General features: G+C 62.7%; 14 protein-coding genes and 1 pseudogene. 9 read left to right on the top strand and 6 right to left on the bottom strand.

Going from position 1 to position 16,855, the window contains the following annotated elements:
- A partial coding sequence (locus HMPREF2874_RS07105) for a hypothetical protein (RefSeq protein WP_246823795.1) occupies positions 1–1,326 on the bottom strand: 1,326 nt, incomplete at its 3' end.
- Positions 1,327–1,580: 254 nt separating this feature from the next.
- On the opposite strand from HMPREF2874_RS07105, the gene HMPREF2874_RS07100 reads away from it, so the two are divergent.
- From HMPREF2874_RS07100 to HMPREF2874_RS07090, 3 genes are all read left to right on the top strand, one after another.
- A complete protein-coding gene (locus HMPREF2874_RS07100) occupies positions 1,581–2,126 on the top strand; it encodes an NUDIX hydrolase (RefSeq protein ID WP_083309867.1) in 546 nt (181 codons plus the stop codon).
- A 158-nt stretch (positions 2,127–2,284) separates the two neighbouring features.
- Complete coding sequence (locus tag HMPREF2874_RS07095; RefSeq protein ID WP_049332063.1) at positions 2,285–2,875, top strand: LOG family protein; 591 nt, start codon at positions 2,285–2,287, stop codon at positions 2,873–2,875.
- Between the two features lie 6 nt (positions 2,876–2,881).
- A complete protein-coding gene (locus HMPREF2874_RS07090) occupies positions 2,882–3,586 on the top strand; it encodes a pyroglutamyl-peptidase I (protein ID WP_070649741.1) in 705 nt (234 codons plus the stop codon).
- Between the two features lie 153 nt (positions 3,587–3,739).
- Here HMPREF2874_RS07090 and pgi read toward each other — a convergent pair whose 3' ends face one another.
- Positions 3,740–5,416, bottom strand: coding sequence for a glucose-6-phosphate isomerase (pgi, locus tag HMPREF2874_RS07085; protein WP_070649739.1), 1,677 nt, complete (start codon positions 5,414–5,416; stop codon positions 3,740–3,742).
- A gap of 471 nt (positions 5,417–5,887) precedes the next feature.
- Between pgi and HMPREF2874_RS09060 the strand changes: the two are divergent.
- From HMPREF2874_RS09060 to dapC, 6 genes and pseudogenes are all read left to right on the top strand, one after another.
- Positions 5,888–6,129 (top strand): annotated as a pseudogene (locus tag HMPREF2874_RS09060) (acyltransferase family protein); the annotation flags it as partial.
- Positions 6,130–6,323: 194 nt separating this feature from the next.
- Entirely contained in the window at positions 6,324–7,334 is a 1,011-nt protein-coding gene (locus HMPREF2874_RS07075) for an NAD(+) diphosphatase (RefSeq protein WP_070649734.1), read from the top strand.
- 203 nt (positions 7,335–7,537) lie between these two features.
- A complete protein-coding gene (typA, locus tag HMPREF2874_RS07070; RefSeq protein WP_049343880.1) occupies positions 7,538–9,448 on the top strand; it encodes a translational GTPase TypA in 1,911 nt (636 codons plus the stop codon).
- 266 nt (positions 9,449–9,714) lie between these two features.
- Positions 9,715–11,103 (top strand): PIG-L family deacetylase, encoded by a 1,389-nt coding sequence (locus HMPREF2874_RS07065; protein ID WP_070649732.1) that lies wholly within the window; start codon positions 9,715–9,717, stop codon positions 11,101–11,103.
- Between the two features lie 364 nt (positions 11,104–11,467).
- Positions 11,468–11,788, top strand: coding sequence for a ferredoxin (gene fdxA, locus HMPREF2874_RS07060; RefSeq protein WP_049332074.1), 321 nt, complete (start codon positions 11,468–11,470; stop codon positions 11,786–11,788).
- Positions 11,789–11,994: 206 nt separating this feature from the next.
- Positions 11,995–13,134, top strand: coding sequence for a succinyldiaminopimelate transaminase (gene dapC / locus HMPREF2874_RS07055; RefSeq protein ID WP_070649730.1), 1,140 nt, complete (start codon positions 11,995–11,997; stop codon positions 13,132–13,134).
- 155 nt (positions 13,135–13,289) lie between these two features.
- Here dapC and HMPREF2874_RS07050 read toward each other — a convergent pair whose 3' ends face one another.
- Genes HMPREF2874_RS07050 through HMPREF2874_RS07035 form a run of 4 tightly spaced genes read right to left on the bottom strand, consistent with a single transcriptional unit; the run spans position 13,290 to position 16,539 of the window.
- Positions 13,290–14,228 (bottom strand): amino acid ABC transporter permease, encoded by a 939-nt coding sequence (locus HMPREF2874_RS07050; RefSeq protein WP_070483747.1) that lies wholly within the window; start codon positions 14,226–14,228, stop codon positions 13,290–13,292.
- The gene (locus HMPREF2874_RS07045) at positions 14,225–14,908 is read right to left on the bottom strand and encodes an amino acid ABC transporter permease (protein WP_070649728.1); all 684 of its coding nucleotides are present in this window, start codon (positions 14,906–14,908) and stop codon (positions 14,225–14,227) included. The genes HMPREF2874_RS07050 and HMPREF2874_RS07045 overlap by 4 nt, the downstream gene beginning before the upstream one ends.
- 20 nt (positions 14,909–14,928) lie before the next feature.
- Positions 14,929–15,759, bottom strand: a complete 831-nt coding sequence (locus tag HMPREF2874_RS07040) for a glutamate ABC transporter substrate-binding protein (protein WP_070649726.1) — start codon at positions 15,757–15,759, stop codon at positions 14,929–14,931.
- A gap of 15 nt (positions 15,760–15,774) precedes the next feature.
- A complete protein-coding gene (locus HMPREF2874_RS07035; protein ID WP_070649723.1) occupies positions 15,775–16,539 on the bottom strand; it encodes an amino acid ABC transporter ATP-binding protein in 765 nt (254 codons plus the stop codon).
- Between the last annotated feature and the right edge of the window lie 316 nt (positions 16,540–16,855).

Here is a 16,855-nt window from a genome sequence, read left to right as displayed (position 1 = left end):
TTCCGGCAGTGCAGGAACCGTCGGTGCGTCAGTGGGGTTTACACCCACGGTTGCTTCCGGCAGTGCAGGAACCGTCGGTGCGTCGGTCGGGTTCACGCCAACGGTTGCTTCCGGCAGGGGCGCCACGGTGGGCGCGTCCGTCGGGTTTACACCAATGGTTGCTTCCGGCAGGGGTGCTACGGTCGGTGCGTCGGTCGGGTTCACGCCCACGGTTGCCTCGGGCAGAGGAGCCACGGTCGGTGCGTCGGTGGGGTTCACGCCCACGGTTGCTTCCGGCAGGGGCGCCACGGTGGGCGCGTCCGTCGGGTTTACACCAATGGTTGCTTCCGGCAGGGGTGCTACGGTGGGTGCGTCGGTCGGGTTCACGCCGATGGTTGCCTCGGGAAGGGGCGCCACGGTCGGTGCGTCGGTCGGGTTTACACCAATGGTTGCCTCGGGAAGGGGTGCCACGGTGGGTGCATCGGTCGGAACCGCAGACACCACGGGCTCCTGCGCGAAAAGCTCAAGAGGCTTCTGAGCATCAAACGAGCCGTACTCAGCACCCTGAACGCCAGCTGCCATAGTGCCCGCAATGTACTTGTGAGATGTATTCAGCGTCGCCGCAACATCCGCCGGAACCTTCACCTCCGTCTCAAAAGCACCGTTGTGAATCTGCGAAGCAGGTACGGTCACCTCAGCCACGAAACGCATACCCTGCTGGGGAAAACGGCCGGGAACCCACACGTTCGTATCAGACACCACCACACGCACACCGTGCGGGGTCGCCTCACCGGTGTAGCCGGTACCGCGCACCTTCAACACAGTCTCACCCTTGGTGTTCAAACGCGGCGAATCCACCTGAAGAACCGGTGCGGCGCTATCCTTCACAACGTCCATGCGCAGCACCTGGCCGCCCGAATAATAACCATCAACGGCGATATTAGCGACGAAGCTGTAGTTCTTCGCCGGGTCAATCAGGCTACCGGGAACGTAATGGGTCGCAGTCGCCGTGCCATCCTTGAACGGGCCCGCAACGTGCACCGTCTGAATCGGGTTCAGAAACGGGAAACCCCTATGGTTTGCCTCATGCAAAGCCGGAGAAAAAGCAGTAGTTTTCGCGGGCAGATTCGTCGCCTTGAACGTAATCTTGTTCAGACGCAGGGCGGTCTTCAGCTCACGGGTATTGGTCTCAACCTTGTAGTTGTAGACCGTAATAACCGGCGGGTTATCCGGATTCGGGGTATTAGCCGCTGCAACAGAAGGCAGAGCGCCCAGGCTCAAGGATGCGGCAAGAAGAACAGAAGCGCCGGCGCTACCGTAGCGGCGGGCACGAGAAGAGTTAGCCATCATGAAGTTCCTTCTACATGGGTGATTGAGTGATCCGCACTCTTCCTGTATCGCGCCAAGTCGAGTGCGTATACGGTACCGCGACATCGCGGTTAATTACACCGTAACACGCACCTAAACGCATGAACCGGACATAAGATAACTCGCCGAAATATTACATAAAACCAACGCCTGCAGGGCGCACAATAGGGCGGATGAATAAGACAAACACGCACAGCGCCGGGTGGAGGATACAGAAATGCTAGGGTAGAAAGATGCCCACGCAGAAGAACCCGCAGAACCGAGTAGAAGCAGCCCAGCCCGCCGAACACAGCGCTACTGAGCACAGTGCTACTGAGCACAGCGCCATCGACAGCGTGCACCGCGTCGTCAACGTGTGCGCCGTAGCCATTCGCGACGAGCGGGGGTACGTGCTGACCGTACGCAAGAAGAGTAGCGACGGGTTCATGATGCCCGGGGGCAAACCCGAGCTGGGGGAGACCCCGCTACAGACCGCCTGCCGCGAAGTGAGCGAAGAAATCGGCCTGACCCCCGACCCCGTCCGGATGCGCTACCTCGGCACCCTGGAGGCCGCCGCGCTCAACGAGTCCGGTTTTACGGTACGCGCCGAAACCTTCGAGTACGCCCCCACCGACGAGCAGTACGAGCAGCTGGCTACGCTGGTGCCGCAGGCCGAAATTGCCGAGCTGCGCTGGGTCGATCCCGCCATGGCCCGCCCTTCAGATATCGCCGCGCAGGCACCGCTGAATACCGAGCAGATTTTCCCGCTGCTGGCGGCCACTCCGGTTCCGCGGGGCTAGCGTATCGGTGGACCCGGCGGCCTAGAGCCCCGTTTTATCCACAGGGCTACCCTGCACACATGAGGTACACAGGTACGTCCGGTACCCTCAACAACAGACAACCCATAGAAGGCGGGGCGCAACGCCGCGCACCCGCTCCACGACCCAAGGAGAACCCCGTGAAGAAGACTGACTACAACCTCGCCGTCTACTGCGGCGCACGCTCCGGCAACGACCCGCTCTTCACCGAGCGCGCCCGCGAGCTCGGCACCCTCTGCGCTCGGAACAATATTGGCGTGGTCTACGGCGGCGGCCGCACCGGCCTGATGGGCACCGTCGCGGGCGCAACCCTGGACGCCGGCGGCGTGGTCTACGGCGTGGTCACCCACAAGCTGGTCGGGCTGGAGGGCGTCTACCCCGGCCAGACCACCCTCGACATTGTGGACACCATGCACCAGCGCAAAATCGCCATGATCGAGAAGGCCGACGCTTTCGTCGCCATGCCCGGCGGCCCCGGCACCCTGGAAGAGTTCTTCGAGGTGTTCAGCTGGCAGTTCCTCGACATCCACTCCAAGCCGGTTGCGCTGCTGAACGTGAGCGGCTACTGGGATAAGCTCATCGACGCTATGCACTACATGGCCTCCACCGGCCTGCTGAACGAGCGCTACCTGGACGAGCTCATTATCGCGACCACTCCCGAGGAGCTGCTGGATGCGCTCGCCAAGGACCTAGAGCGCCGCGCCGCCACAAAGACCAACGCAGAAAGCTAAACTGCCATGGCCAATACCCTGCTACTGACCTACTTCGGACCGTTCCCCGGCGTGCCCGTCAACCCCACCGTAGCGCTCGCCGAAGGTGCTCAGCGTCTGCTGACCCGGATGCGCCCGGATTTGAACGTCATCACCCGGGAGCTGCCCGTCAGCTACGACGGTTCCAGCACCGCCCTGCGCGCCGCCCTGCAGGATGTGCAGCCCGATGCGCTCATCAGCCTGGGCGTGGCGGTTGGCCGCGATGTGGTCAGCCTCGAACAGGTCGCCATCAACCTGGACTCCGCCGGCATTGAGGATAACGACGGCGACCGACGCTGCGACGAGCCGATTGTTCCGGACGGCCGGGAGGCGTACTTCTCCTCCCTGCCGGTGCGCGCCAGCTTCGAGCGCCTGCGCGCGGCGGGGGAGCCGGTCGAGATTTCGTACACCGCCGGAACCTACGTGTGCAACCACGTGTTCTACGAGGGCCAGCGCATCAGCCGCGAACTGGGGCTGAGTATCCCCGCCGGATTCGTGCACGTGCCCGCAATCTGTGCTGATGGTGAAGAGGATGCCGACGGCGAAGAGGCCACCGAGGGTGTGGAGCTGACCGCCCACCGCGACGCCGGTGGCGTGGTTCGCGACGAGCAGGGCATCCCGCAGCTGCCCGAATCCACCGTGGTGCGCATTATCGCCGAGATCGCCTCCGACACCCTGCCCGCCGTGAACTAGTAGCACGGTATTGAGCTAGAACCTACATAACAAGACCGCCGGATAGCTTCCCAAACTGGGAGCCTATCCGGCGGTTTGTGTATCTGCGCTGAGCCAGCTTGCGCAGGGCCAATACAGCCGGGCTACAAAACCGGCACATGCAGGATCGAGTTACTACTTGGTGCGGTTCTTCAGGTAGTAGTCAATCAGCGAAGCGGTCGAAGAATCCTGACGCTCCAGAACCTCGCGGTCACCCTCAATAGCGGGAACCAGGTCCAGGGCCAGCTTCTTGCCCAGCTCAACGCCCCACTGGTCGAAGGAGTCGATGCCCCAGACAACACCCTGAACGAAGGTGATGTGCTCGTACAGGGCAATCAGGGAGCCCAGAACGCGCGGGGTCAGGCGCGGTGCCATGATGGAGGTGGAGGGGCGGTTACCGCTGAAGATACGTGCGTTGACCACGTGCTCCGCGGTGCCCTCTGCGCGAACCTCTTCCTCGGTCTTACCGAAGGCGAGTGCCTGGGTCTGTGCGAAGAAGTTAGCCAGGAACAGCTCGTGAACGTCCTGCTCGCCGTCCTTGGTCGGGTGGACCGGGTTAGCGAAGGCTAGGAAGTCCGCGGGGATCAGGCGGGTGCCCTGGTGAATCAGCTGGTAGAAGGCGTGCTGGCCGTTGGTGCCGGGCTCGCCCCAGAACACTTCACCGGTTGCGTAGTTGACGAAGGAACCGTCTGCGCGAACGGACTTGCCGTTGGACTCCATGGTCAGCTGCTGCAGGTATGCGGGGAAGCGGTGCAGGTACTGGTCGTAGGGCAGAACCGCGTGGGTCTCTGCACCCAGGAAGTTCACGTTCCAGATGTTCAGCAGACCCATCAGAACGGGGACGTTCTTCTCGAAGGGAGCGGTGCGGAAGTGCTCATCCATTGCGTGGAAGCCAGCAAGGAAGTCAGCGAAGACCTTCGGGCCCAGCACGATAGCCAGGGAGGTGCCGATGGCGGAGTCCACGGAGTAGCGGCCGCCAACCCAGTCCCAGAAGCCGAAAGCGTTCTCGGGGTCGATGCCGAAGGCTGCAACCTTGTCGAGTGCGGTGGAGACAGCCACGAAGTGCTTTGCCACGGCTTCGGATGCGTCCTTACAGTCCAGCGCGCCTGCCTCGCGCAGGGAGGAGATGAGCCACTCGCGGGCCACGCGTGCGTTGGTCAGGGTCTCCAGGGTGCCGAAGGTCTTGGATGCGACGATGAACAGGGTGGTCTCGGGGTCCAGGTCGGAGACCTTCTCGGCCACGTCGGTCGGGTCAATATTGGAGATGAAGCGGGCGGTGATGCCTGCATCGGCGTAGGGCTTGAGAGCCTCGTACACCATGACCGGGCCCAAGTCGGAGCCACCGATACCGATGTTCACGACGGTCTCGATGCGCTTGCCGGTCACGCCGGTCCACTCACCGTTGCGCACGCGATCGGCGAAGGCGTAAATCTTCTTCAGCACGGCGTGCACGTCTGCGTCTACGTCCTGGCCGTCGACGGTCAGGGCGGGGGAGTAGCCCTCGGGGCGGCGCAGGGCGGTGTGCAGCACGGCGCGGTCCTCGGTGACGTTAATGTGCTTACCGGAGAACATTGCCTCGCGGGCCTGCTCCAGCTTGACCTCTTCAGCGAGCTTGAGCAGCAGCTCAACGGTCTCGGAGGTAATCAGGTTCTTGGAAAGGTCAACGTGCAGCTCGTCAGCGGTGAAGCTGAACTTCTCGGCACGGGCGGGGTCGGCGGCAAACCACTCGCGCAGGTTCGGGGTGAGAGCCTTGTGGTGAGCGGACAGAGCCGACCAGGCAGAGGTGGTCGTGGGGTCAATAGAAGTAGTCATGCTTCCATTCTCTTATTTTCGGGTGCCCCTGTCATCTCTTTCGAGGGTGATATGGGACGATACGGCGAAAAAATCGAAAACTGGTACCCGATCAGTTCGACTGTAACTCCGGTTGACCATCGATAAGTAATCTGTAGAGGTTGAAAAGAATGGTTTGGCTTGTCAGGGGCATATCTAGGGGATGGACGGATGCGCCTCAAGAAAATAGGAGATACCCCACAAACCTTGAAGTTTCACTTTAAAGAACGTTGGACTAGGGCGAATACTGTCTGGGGCGCAGAAACACCCCGAGGATGACACTTCCCTCACCCCCAGACGCCCTCGCGAGACCCTCCGCCCTGTACGACTTTTGGGGCAGGGAACGATTTTCTACTCTCAAACACAACACTCAGGACAACTAAACATGGCTTTTAACCTCTTCCAGGGGATTCGTATGCCCAAAAACGGCCAGGACCCTCCCTCGAGTCTTTCCTGGAAAGCCGCGGTTTCCGCCCCGAAATCCAGGGTCTGCGTGCTTTTGCAGTGCTCCTCGTCATGGTTTACCACGTCTGGGTGGCAAGGTTTCCGGCGGTGTGGACTTCTTTCTCTTCATCTCCACATTCCTGCTTTCGCTCTCCTTCATGCGGAAAATCAACGAGGGTAAGCCCCTCAATCCCCTCAACTACTGGACCCACGTATTCACCCGACTGCTGCCCGCAGCCTCGGTCGTGATTCTGTTAATCCTGGCCGCCGGCTGGAACCCCCAGGGTCGTAACGCCCAGTCGTAGTACCGGGTAGCGTACCGAGACGCGCGTTCCCCTAGAGAAAGCCCCCTCACCCCGCGTGGTGGAGGGGGCTTTCTGCTGCAGGTCTCCCAGAGCGGGCGGGACGGCGGGGGAGTGCCGCGAGACGGAGTAGCATTGGGACTATGCATGAATCAGCTCAGACCGCATCCGACCGCTCCCTCTACCTCATCGTCTCCCGGTCAGGTGAAACCCTGACCAACCCGGACGGCACCGTGCACTACGTGCGCGTCCTGCCCCGCACCCTGGCCGAAGAAGGTGCCGTGCTGGGCCGCACCGTACTCCGACCGAACCCCGTTCTAGAGCCCGATCTCATCCCCGGTTTCAATGCGAGGGAAGGCGCGCGCGATGAGCATGCACCCGCAACGGCTGCTCCGGCGGCGGACACCCCGACGGCAGAGGTGCGCGCCCTCTACTGCGAGGACGACACCCTTCAGGCCGTCGCTGAGGAACTCAACGCCGCCGAACCGAACAGTCAGGAGGGACCCGTGCAGGCCTCCTCCAGCGGCTTCCGCTACTACCCGGTGCACCGTGACCCGCTCGGCCGCGCCCGCTACGCCGCCGCCCTGGCCCGCCGCGACTACCTCATCGAAATGCGGTACTCCGCCTACACCGGTGAAGAAGCCCCCATCGGCCGCAAGGGAATCCGCCGCACCGCATCCGGCGAAATGGTCTTTCCCCGCATCGAACCGGCCGTCATGGGGCTGGTCATGAGCCGCGACGGCGAGCGCGTGCTCCTGGCCAATAATCGCCAGTGGCACCCCAATCGTTTCGCGCTCATCGCCGGGTTCGTCGACCCGGGCGAAAACCTCGAGGAGGCCATTGCCCGCGAGGTCTACGAAGAGACCGGTCTGCGCGCAGAACGCAGCGAGTACCGCATGAGCGATGTGTGGCCCTTCCCGCGCTCGCTCATGATTTGCTACCGGGTGACCGTGGACGAGAACGAGCCCATCGTTCACCACGACGGTGAAATTCGAGCCGCCCGCTGGTTTACCGCCGAGCAGCTGCGCGAGGCGATTGCCATCTCGGAGGAACGCGGCAATAGCGGGCAGGATGACCCCGCCAAGCTTGAGCTGCCCGGCACCAACGCCGTGGCCCGTCGTATGCTGGATGACTGGCTCGCCGAAAAGCCCTAGTGTTACACTGGTAGCTAAGCCCAACGGAGGGGGGTCCCTTTTGCCGTGCCCGCATACAGCGGAGTTTCACATCCGAAGGTACAGTCGGCAGAAGCGAACAAGGCAGGTTTCTCCAGCTGAGGATTGCCTCCTACACCCCCGCGCCCGGAGCGCATCAGCCGTTGGCAGGACTATCCCCTAGATTTAAGCGAGAAACTTTACGCATGTCTGAAAACACCGCTTCGCGCCCCGACCTTCGTAATGTGGCCATCGTGGCACACGTTGACCACGGTAAGACCACCATCGTCGACGCGATGCTGCAGCAGACCCACGCCTTCTCTGACCACGCAGATGTTGAAGACCGAGTCATGGACTCCGGCGACCTCGAACGCGAAAAGGGCATTACCATTCTGGCGAAGAACACCACCGTGTTCTACAACGGCCCCTCCGCTAACGGCGAGACCATCACCATCAACGTGGTCGACACCCCCGGCCACGCCGACTTCGGTGGCGAGGTGGAGCGCGGCCTGTCCATGGTTGACGGCGTTGTGCTGCTCGTGGACGCCTCCGAGGGCCCGCTGCCCCAGACCCGCTTCGTGCTGCGTAAGGCACTGGCCGCCAAGCTTCCCGTGATCCTCGTGGTCAACAAGGTGGACCGCCCCGACTCCCGTATCGACGAGGTCGTGAGCGAGTCCATGGACCTGCTGCTGGGCCTGGCCTCCGACCTGGCCGAGGAGGTCCCCGACCTGGACCTGGACGCAGTGCTGAACGTTCCGGTCGTGTACGCCTCCGGTAAGGCCGGCGCCGCCTCCCTGAACCAGCCCGCCGACGGCCAGCTGCCCGACAACGACGACCTCGAGCCGCTGTTCAAGACCATCATCGAGCACGTGCCCGCCCCCACCTACGACCCCAACGAGGTTCTGCAGGCACACGTGACCAACCTGGACTCCTCCCCGTTCCTGGGCCGTCTGGCACTGGTCCGTATCTTCAACGGAACCCTGAAGAAGGGCCAGACCGTCGCCTGGGCACGCCACGACGGCGAGATCAAGAACGTCCGCATCTCCGAGCTGCTGGCCACCAAGGCGCTGGACCGCGTTCCTGCCGAGTCCGCCGGCCCCGGCGAGATCGTCGCGGTTGCGGGTATCGAGGACATCACCATCGGTGAAACCCTGACCGACGCCGAGAACCCCAAGCCCCTGCCGCTGATCAAGGTGGACGACCCCGCAATCTCCATGACCATCGGTATCAACACCTCCCCGCTGGCCGGCCGCGTCAAGGGCGCAAAGGTCACCGCACGTCAGGTGAAGGACCGCCTGGACCGCGAGCTCATCGGTAACGTGTCCATCAAGGTTCTGCCCACCCAGCGCCCGGACGCCTGGGAGGTTCAGGGCCGTGGCGAGCTCGCCCTGGCAATCCTCGTGGAGCAGATGCGCCGTGAGGGCTTCGAGCTGACCGTGGGTAAGCCCCAGGTGGTTACCAAGACTATCGACGGCAAGGTCTACGAGCCCATGGAGCACATGATTATCGACGTGCCCGAGGAGTACCTGGGCGCCGTCACCCAGCTGATGGCATCTCGCAAGGGCCGCATGGAGAACATGGCAAACCACGGTACCGGTTGGGTCCGCATGGAGTTCGCCGTTCCCGCCCGTGGCCTGATTGGCTTCCGCACCCAGTTCCTGACCGAGACCCGCGGTGCCGGCATTTCCTCCTCGTACTCGATTGATCCCGAGCCCTGGGCCGGCGAGATTGAGTACCGCACCAACGGTTCGCTGATTGCTGACCGCGCCGGCGTGGTGACCCCCTACGCGATGATCAACCTGCAGGAGCGCGGCACCTTCTTCGTGGAGCCCACCTCCGAGGTGTACGAGGGTATGATCGTGGGCATGAACTCCCGTGCCGACGACATGGAAGTGAACATCACCAAGGAAAAGAAGCTGACCAACATGCGTTCTTCGACCGCGGACAACTTCGAGAACCTGACCCCGCCGAAGAAGCTGACCCTCGAGGAATCCCTCGAGTTCGCCCGCGAGGACGAGTGCGTTGAGGTGACCCCCGAGGCCATCCGTATCCGCAAGGTCATCCTGGATTCCAACGAGCGTGTGCGCGAGTTCCGCCGCCGCGCCCGCGCCAACTAATTGCGCTGACGGTACGACCGTCGGGACGTAGCGTTTCGAAGAGCCGCCGCCACCTTCCGGAAGGAAGAGGGCGGCGGCTCGGCGTATTCGGGCAGGTCGGGGGCGAAACCGGGACCGCTCAATACTGAGGTGAGCCTACCCCCGCTGCCGTGTAAGATAAGACCGTGTGCTGAGACAGCGTGCACCCCCGCAGACGCCCTGCGCGCGGGGTGAGGCGTAAACCCCAGAGGCACATCCCAGTCCGTGCGTTATGAGAGGGAATTCCCGTGTCCGCATCCGACAACAGCCCGCAGGAAGCCGAGCAGCAGAAGCCGCAGGAAGCCGCGACCCCCAGCTACCCCACGCAGGGTGAGCGCATCGCATCCGGCGCCAAGCGCGACCTGCTGCCCACAAACTACGATCCGGAGCAGGCGCGCATCCTCTTCGTGCACGCGCACCCCGACGACGAGACCTCCTCGACCGGCGCGACGATGGCGTACTACGCGCAGAAGGGCGCCGAGGTGTACCTCATCACCGCAACCCGCGGTGAGCTGGGCGAGGTTATCCCGCAGCAGCTACAGCACCTGGAGGTCGGTAAGCCCGGATGCACCGACAACGGCGAGGCGCTGGGGGAGTACCGTGTGGGCGAGCTGAACGGTGCTCTCGAGGCCCTGGGCGTGCACCGCCACCTCTTCCTCGGTCAGGAGCCGGCCACCGCCGAGGGCGTGCCGGCCCTCTACCGCGACTCCGGCATGGCCTGGGGCCCGAACGGCAAGCCCATCGCCAACCCCGTCTCGAGCGATGCCTCGCTGACCGCCCAGCCCCTCGAACCGCAGGCGCAGGCCCTGGTCGCCGCAATTCACGAGATTCAGCCGGATGTGCTGGTCACCTACGACGCCGACGGCGGCTACGGCCACCCCGACCACGTGCGCGTGCACCAAATCGTGAAGCGTGCCCTGGAGATTCTGGGGGATGACGAGGACCGACCGCTGCTCACCTGGGGCATTGAGGGCGAGTACAACCCTGAGGACACCCGCGTGCAGGCCGCCATCTTCGGCGACGGCACCGCCAAGCGAAAAGCCATGGAGGCGCACCGCACCCAGATTACGGTGCTGGACGATAAGACCTTCGAGTACTCGAATAAGGTGCCGCAGAAGATTTCTGCCGTTGAGACCTACCGCGTGCTCGATGGCGACCCCACCCGCACGGTCAACCCGAAGCCGCAGGAGGCGGGGCTCGTCTCCACGGTGCTGACCGGCGTGATCCTGGGCGCCGTGGCTGCTGTTGCCGGTTCTATCTACCACGCCTGGGTCGTGTACGCGGGCGATGTTGCCCTGCCCGTGGGCTTGCTCATTGCGTACCTGACGATTTTCTTCGCCTCCCTGTGGAGCGCGCTCGCCCTGCGCCGCGGCATGACGGCGGCTATCGTGGGTGCCGTGGCCTTCGTGACCGTGTACTGGCTGGCCTACGGCCGCCCTGACTCGCCCTTCGTACTCGTGAATCCGGGGCACTCGGCCATCGGCCTGTACGGTGCGCTGTGGTGGTTCGGCACACCGGTGGCGGCGATGCTGGGTATGTTCGCGTACACGCGCAACCGGGTGAAGGATGCGCGCTACTTCTCGGCCCGTTCGGCGCATCAGCGTGCGCGCGCCAAGGCTGAGGGTCGGGATAAATAGCGAAGAAAAAGTATGCGTTATTGCGTGTTTTTCCTCGGCGGGAAAAAGGGTTGTGCCCGCCCGCAAATTAATGTGACGAAGATTTCATTTATATAATTTGGGTATTTTTATAATTCACTGACTAGGTGAAATAATGAATGGCGGCAGGGCAGGCTTGCCTAAAAAATAGGCTCCCGCCCGCCGCCGTTCGCTGTCTAATACACCACGAAAATACGATAAAACACCGAGCGCGCGATAGACTATACAAAGACTTCCCCGCCGAGCACCACACGCTCGGCGGTTTACTCTGCAGACCCTGCCCTGGAGAAGGCGACCCGCAGACCGGCGGGCACAGGGCGCACAGCATCGAGAAAGGCACCGACCCATGACCTACGTTATCGCGCTTCCCTGCGTGGACGTCAAAGACCGCGCCTGCGTTGAAGAATGCCCCGTGGACTGCATCTACGAAGGTGACCGCACCCTGTACATCCACCCCGACGAGTGCGTGGACTGCGGCGCCTGTGAGCCCGTCTGCCCCGTCGAGGCCATCTACTACGAAGATGACGTTCCCGAAGAGTGGAGCGAATACGTGAGCGCCAACGCCGACTTCTTCGACGACCTGGGTTCCCCCGGTGGCGCCGCAAAGCTCGGCCCCACCGGCAAGGACGTGCCCTTCATCGCGGCACTGCCCCCGCAGAGCAACTAACCCCATACCTGAAGCATCCGCGCCCGCAGAGTAATTGCGCGAGTGACCGGATGCACGAGCCCCCACCCCGGCCGATGCGCACCGCACGCGGTGCGCCCCTGGACAAACTGTCTAGGCGCTGGGATGGGGGCTCTTCCTCTAGTCAGCCCCAAAGCCCGGGCGATAGACTGGAGTGACGAAAAATCCCCAAGCGACCAGGTGACACAATGACTTACGGCCTGAACCTGCCCGAATACCCCTGGGAGGCGCTCGCCCCCTACCGCGCCACCGCCGCGGCCCACCCCGACGGCCCGGTGGACCTGTCCATCGGCACCCCCGTGGACCCCACCCCCGAGCTCATCCGCAACGCGCTCGCCGAGGCATCCGACGCCCCCGGCTACCCGACCACCCACGGCACCCCCGCCCTGCGCGAGGCCATCGCCGAATGGTTTGAGCGCCGTCGCGGCGTGAAGGGCCTGGACCCGCAGGCCATCATGCCCACAATCGGCTCGAAGGAGCTCGTGGCCTGGCTGCCCTTCCTGCTGGGCCTGGGCCCCGGCGACGTGGTCGTGTACCCGCGCATCGCCTACCCCACCTACGATATGGGTGCCCGCTTCGCCCGCGCCGAATCCGTGCCCGCCGACAGCCTGGACGAGCTGGACGCCGACACCCGCAGCCGCGTGAAGCTGATCTGGGTGAACTCCCCGGCCAACCCGAACGGCACGGTCCGCACCGTGGAGCAGCTGCGCGAAATCGTGGCGCAGGCCCGCGAAATCGGTGCCGTGGTGGCCTCCGACGAGTGCTACGCGGAGCTCGGTTGGGGCGCCTGGGACGAGGCCCGCGGCGGTAAGCCCGTGCCCTCCATCCTGGATCCGCGAGTGTGCGACGGCGACTTCACCGGCCTGCTGGCCGTCTACTCACTGTCCAAGCAGTCGAACCTGGCCGGCTACCGCGTCGCCTTCGTGGCCGGCGCCCCCGAGCTCATGCCGAACATTATCAACAGCCGCAAGCACGCCGGCATGATCGTGCCCGCGCCCGTGCAGGCCGCCATGATTGCCGCCCTGGGCGATGAGGCGCACGTTGCGGCGCAGAAGGACCGCTACCGTGCCCGCCGCGAGGTGCTGGAGAACGCCATCACCGCCGCCGGCGGACGCATCGAGGGCTCCGAGGCGGGCCTGTACCTGTGGACCACCTTCGGCGAGTCAACCTGGGACTCCATCGGCCGCCTGGCCGAGCTGGGCATCATCGCCGGACCCGGCGTGTTCTACGGCGAGGACGGCGAGGGCTACGTGCGCATCGCCCTGACCGCCTCCGACGAGGCCGTGGCCAAGGCCGCCGAGCGTCTGAAGGCCTCCGCGGCTAAGTAGACTGGCCGGCCCATCCGCGCGGCGTTACCGAGCCGCTCGCGCTGAGCGAGGCCCGCTCGCCGGGGACCTAACCTGCATAGCAGAGAAGCCCCCGCACCCTCCCGAAAGGGGAGTGCGGGGGCTTTGCTGTACCTCGTGCTGTACCTCGGCTGTGGCTACTTGCGGCCGCCGGGGAGCACGAACATCTGAATCGTCGGCGGGTTCGGGTTGTCCAACTCGCCGGGAATCAGTTCGCGGGTCACCTTCGCGGAGGTGCGCGATGCCAGGCGGTCGGTAATACCGGTTGCCAGTGCGGTTAGCGCGAAGTTCACAATGATAAACAGGGCCGCCGCCAGTAGCAGGGTCTGCAACACGTTACCGTCACCGGAACCGATGCGGCGCGCCGAGGCGAGCAGCTCCGGGTAGGAGATGATGTAACCCAGGGCGGTATCCTTCAGAATCACCACAAACTGGCTCAGCATGGAGGGCATCATCGCGGTGAATGCCTGCGGAATCAGAATCTGAATCAGCGTCTGGCTGGGGGTCAGACCAATTGCCAGACCGGCCTCACCCTGACCACGGGGTAGCTGCTTCACGCCCGAGCGCAGCAGCTCGGCAATCACCGAACCGTTGTACAGGGTCAGACCCACCACCACGGCGATAAAGGGCAGCTGGGCCGGCGGAAGACCGCTGTACTTGCCCAGGAACAGCCAGAAGAAGATCATCATGATCAGCACGGGCACGGCGCGGAAGAACTCCACGACCACGGTGCCAATCCAACGGACCACGCGGTACTGCGACAGACGCGCGATGCCGAAGACCATACCGAAGGCAATCGAGGTCACCACCGAAATCAAGGCGGCGGACAGGGTCGAGGCCAGGCCGGGCAGATAGTAGGAGGTCCACGCACGGGCGGTGAACAGGTCGGTCCACTTCTCCGCCTCCAGCTGGCCCTTCTGGCCCATCACGGTCAGCACGTACACCGCGAAAATCGCGAAGACAACCAGGGCCGCAATGTTGAAGATGCGGGTGCGGCGCTGAGCCATGGGACCCGGCTCGTCAAAGAGAACCGACGAGGTCCCGCGGGTTTCGTTACTGATAAAGGGGTTTTTCATCGCTTCACCGCCAGCTTTCGAGAGGACCAGGTGGTCAGAACACCAATGGGAACAACGATCACCACGAAGCCCAGAGCGAAGACGAGGAAGATGGCCAGAACCATGTTCGCGTCAAACTCAATCATGGACTTCATCATGCCGGAAGCCTCAGCTACCGACGCGACAGAAGCCACGGTCGTGTTCTTCGCCAGAGCAATCAGGGTGTTGCCCAGCGGGGTAATCGCACCGCGCAACGCCTGCGGGAAAATCACCAGGCCGGCGGTGTCGAAGAAGCCCAGACCAATAGCGCGGGCAGCTTCTGCCTGACCCTTCGGAACGGTGTTCACGCCCGAACGAATCGCCTCGCAGATAAACGCCGAATGGTAAATCGACAGGGCAATGACCGCGTACACGAAGAAGTTCGTGTCGAAATCGTGCGAGAAGGAGAGCTGGAACTGCGTCCACACACCCAAAATGGCGAAAGTCATCATGATGGTGAGCGGAGTATTACGGACAGTATGCACGTAGGCGGTGCCCACCCATCGCAGGGACGGGACGGGGCTGATGCGCATGAGCGCCAGCACGGTACCGAGAACGAACGAGCCAATGGCCGCCCAGAAGGTCAGCTCAATATTGGTCATGAAGGCGCCGACCACATCGTACTTGGACAGGAGGGTGCCGAGTTGGTCAAAGAATGACATTCGTGAACCTCTCTAGAGGCCTAGGCGCAGGAGGTGCCCAGGTGCGGCGGGTTGGTTTCGGTGTTGTAGTGGTAGCCTGTGCCTTCGGTGTACTTGGTGATGAGCTTCTCCCAGGTACCGTCGGCAACCATCTCGTTGATGGCGTTGTTCACGGCTTCGCACTTGTCGGTGCCCTTGGGCAGACCCACGCCGTAGCGTTCGGTGGTGAAGGGGGCACCAACCACCTTCAGCTTGCCCTTGTTCGCTTTGGTGGCTGCCAGACCGGCGAGGGTTATGTCGTCGGTGGTGACGGCGTCCACCACGCCGCCGTTGAGGGCGACCACGCAGTCGGAGTAGCTATTCTGCTTGACCAGGTTCACGTTCTTGGCGAACTTGTCCTGGACCTTCTTGGCGCTGGTGGAGCCGGTCACGGAGCAGAGGTTCTTGCCGTTGAGGTCGTCGGGGCCGTGAATATCGGTGTTATCGGCACGCACGAGCAGGTCCTGGCCCGCGGTGTAGTAGGGGCCGGCGAAGTCCACGGTCTTCTTACGGCTATCAGAGATGGAGTAGGTCGCAAAGATCATGTCTACCTGACCGGTATTGAGCATGTTTTCGCGGTTAGCGGCGGGGGATTCGACGAACTCAATCTGCTCTTCGGAGTAGCCGAGCTTACCGGCGACGTAGCGCGCCACCTCCACGTCGAAACCGGTGTAGGTGTTGCCGTCCTGGTAACCGAGGCCGGGCTGGTCTACTTTGATGCCGATGCGGATCTTGTGGTCGCTTTCTGCGCTGGAGCATCCTGCGAGAGTACCGGTGAGGGCGAGGGATGCTGCTGCGGCGAGTACCGCCAGCTTGCGTGAATATTTTTGCATGTCGGTCCCTCTGCTTTAGCGGTTGATGATCTTGGAGAGGAAGTCCTTGGCGCGCTCGCTCTTCGGGTTTGTGAAGAACTCGTCCGGGTGCGCCTCTTCGACGATCTCGCCGTCGGCAAGGAAGACGATGCGGTCTGCTGCCTTGCGGGCGAAGCCCATCTCGTGGGTCACCACGATCATGGTCATGCCTTCCCGTGCGAGGGAGACCATGGTGTCGAGCACTTCGTTGACCATTTCGGGGTCGAGCGCGCTGGTGGGTTCGTCGAAGAGCATGACCTTAGGTCTCATGGCGAGTGCGCGGGCGATGGCGACGCGCTGCTGCTGACCGCCGGAAAGCTCTGCGGGCATCTTGTGCACCTGGGAATCCACGCCGACCTTTGCGAGTAGCTTCATGGCCTCCGCTTCTGCCTCCGACTTGGAGATCTTGCGGATTCGGCGGGGTCCAAGGGTTACGTTATCGAGGATGTTCTTGTGCGCGAAGAGGTTGTAGGACTGGAAGACCATGCCGACTTCCGCGCGGAGCTTGGCGAGGGCTCGGCCTTCTTCGGGTAGTTCTTGTCCGTCAATGGTGATGGATCCGCTGGTGATAGTTTCGAGGCGGTTGATGGTTCGGCAGAGGGTGGATTTGCCGGATCCGGAGGGGCCGAGGAGGACGACGACCTCACCTTTTCCCACGGAAAGATTGATGTTCTTCAGAACGTGGTTGGTGCCGTAGTACTTGTTGACGTTGGCGATTTCGATGAGGTTTTTCTGCGCTTCGGGAGCTGCCTGTGCGGACATGATGAACCCTTTCACGTGAGGTGCGTCTATGATGCGGGTTGTCTGTATGCTGAGTTTTCAGCTTACGCCTCATGCGGTTTCCTGTCTGCAAAATATTCACTTTACTGTGTAAGCAATGTGAATTTTTAAGCATGAATGCATAGTTATAGTATTTTTGACGTAAAAATATGGGTAAAAAACACCCCATCTTCACAAAAGGCTCTGACTAGGGAATATATTCTTCCCTATCTCTACTCACTCACGAGGTGTCAAACGCCTTTGGGGAGGTAGTCACGACTTGGTAAAAATTTCGAAAAAAGCGCAGAAAAGTGCCCGA

It is taken from the genome of Rothia sp. HMSC068F09, from assembly GCF_001812775.1.
GTDB classification, from domain to species: Bacteria; Actinomycetota; Actinomycetes; order Actinomycetales; family Micrococcaceae; genus Rothia; species Rothia mucilaginosa_A.
The sequence above is the reverse complement of the archived record's forward strand: the minus strand, read 5'-3'. Positions and strand labels throughout refer to the sequence as shown.

Excerpts from the sequence above, each read along its gene's own strand:
- pgi (WP_070649739.1), bottom strand. The coding sequence starts at position 5,416 with ATGACTACTTCTATTGACCCCACGACCACCTCTGCCTGGTCGGCTCTG.
- HMPREF2874_RS07035 (WP_070649723.1), bottom strand. The coding sequence starts at position 16,539 with ATGTCCGCACAGGCAGCTCCCGAAGCGCAGAAAAACCTCATCGAAATC.
- dapC (WP_070649730.1), top strand. The coding sequence starts at position 11,995 with ATGACTTACGGCCTGAACCTGCCCGAATACCCCTGGGAGGCGCTCGCC.
- typA (WP_049343880.1), top strand. The coding sequence starts at position 7,538 with ATGTCTGAAAACACCGCTTCGCGCCCCGACCTTCGTAATGTGGCCATC.
- HMPREF2874_RS07040 (WP_070649726.1), bottom strand. The coding sequence starts at position 15,759 with ATGCAAAAATATTCACGCAAGCTGGCGGTACTCGCCGCAGCAGCATCC.
- HMPREF2874_RS07045 (WP_070649728.1), bottom strand. The coding sequence starts at position 14,908 with ATGTCATTCTTTGACCAACTCGGCACCCTCCTGTCCAAGTACGATGTG.
- HMPREF2874_RS07100 (WP_083309867.1), top strand. The coding sequence starts at position 1,581 with ATGCCCACGCAGAAGAACCCGCAGAACCGAGTAGAAGCAGCCCAGCCC.
- HMPREF2874_RS07075 (WP_070649734.1), top strand. The coding sequence starts at position 6,324 with ATGCATGAATCAGCTCAGACCGCATCCGACCGCTCCCTCTACCTCATC.
- HMPREF2874_RS07090 (WP_070649741.1), top strand. The coding sequence starts at position 2,882 with ATGGCCAATACCCTGCTACTGACCTACTTCGGACCGTTCCCCGGCGTG.
- fdxA (WP_049332074.1), top strand. The coding sequence starts at position 11,468 with ATGACCTACGTTATCGCGCTTCCCTGCGTGGACGTCAAAGACCGCGCC.
- HMPREF2874_RS07050 (WP_070483747.1), bottom strand. The coding sequence starts at position 14,228 with ATGAAAAACCCCTTTATCAGTAACGAAACCCGCGGGACCTCGTCGGTT.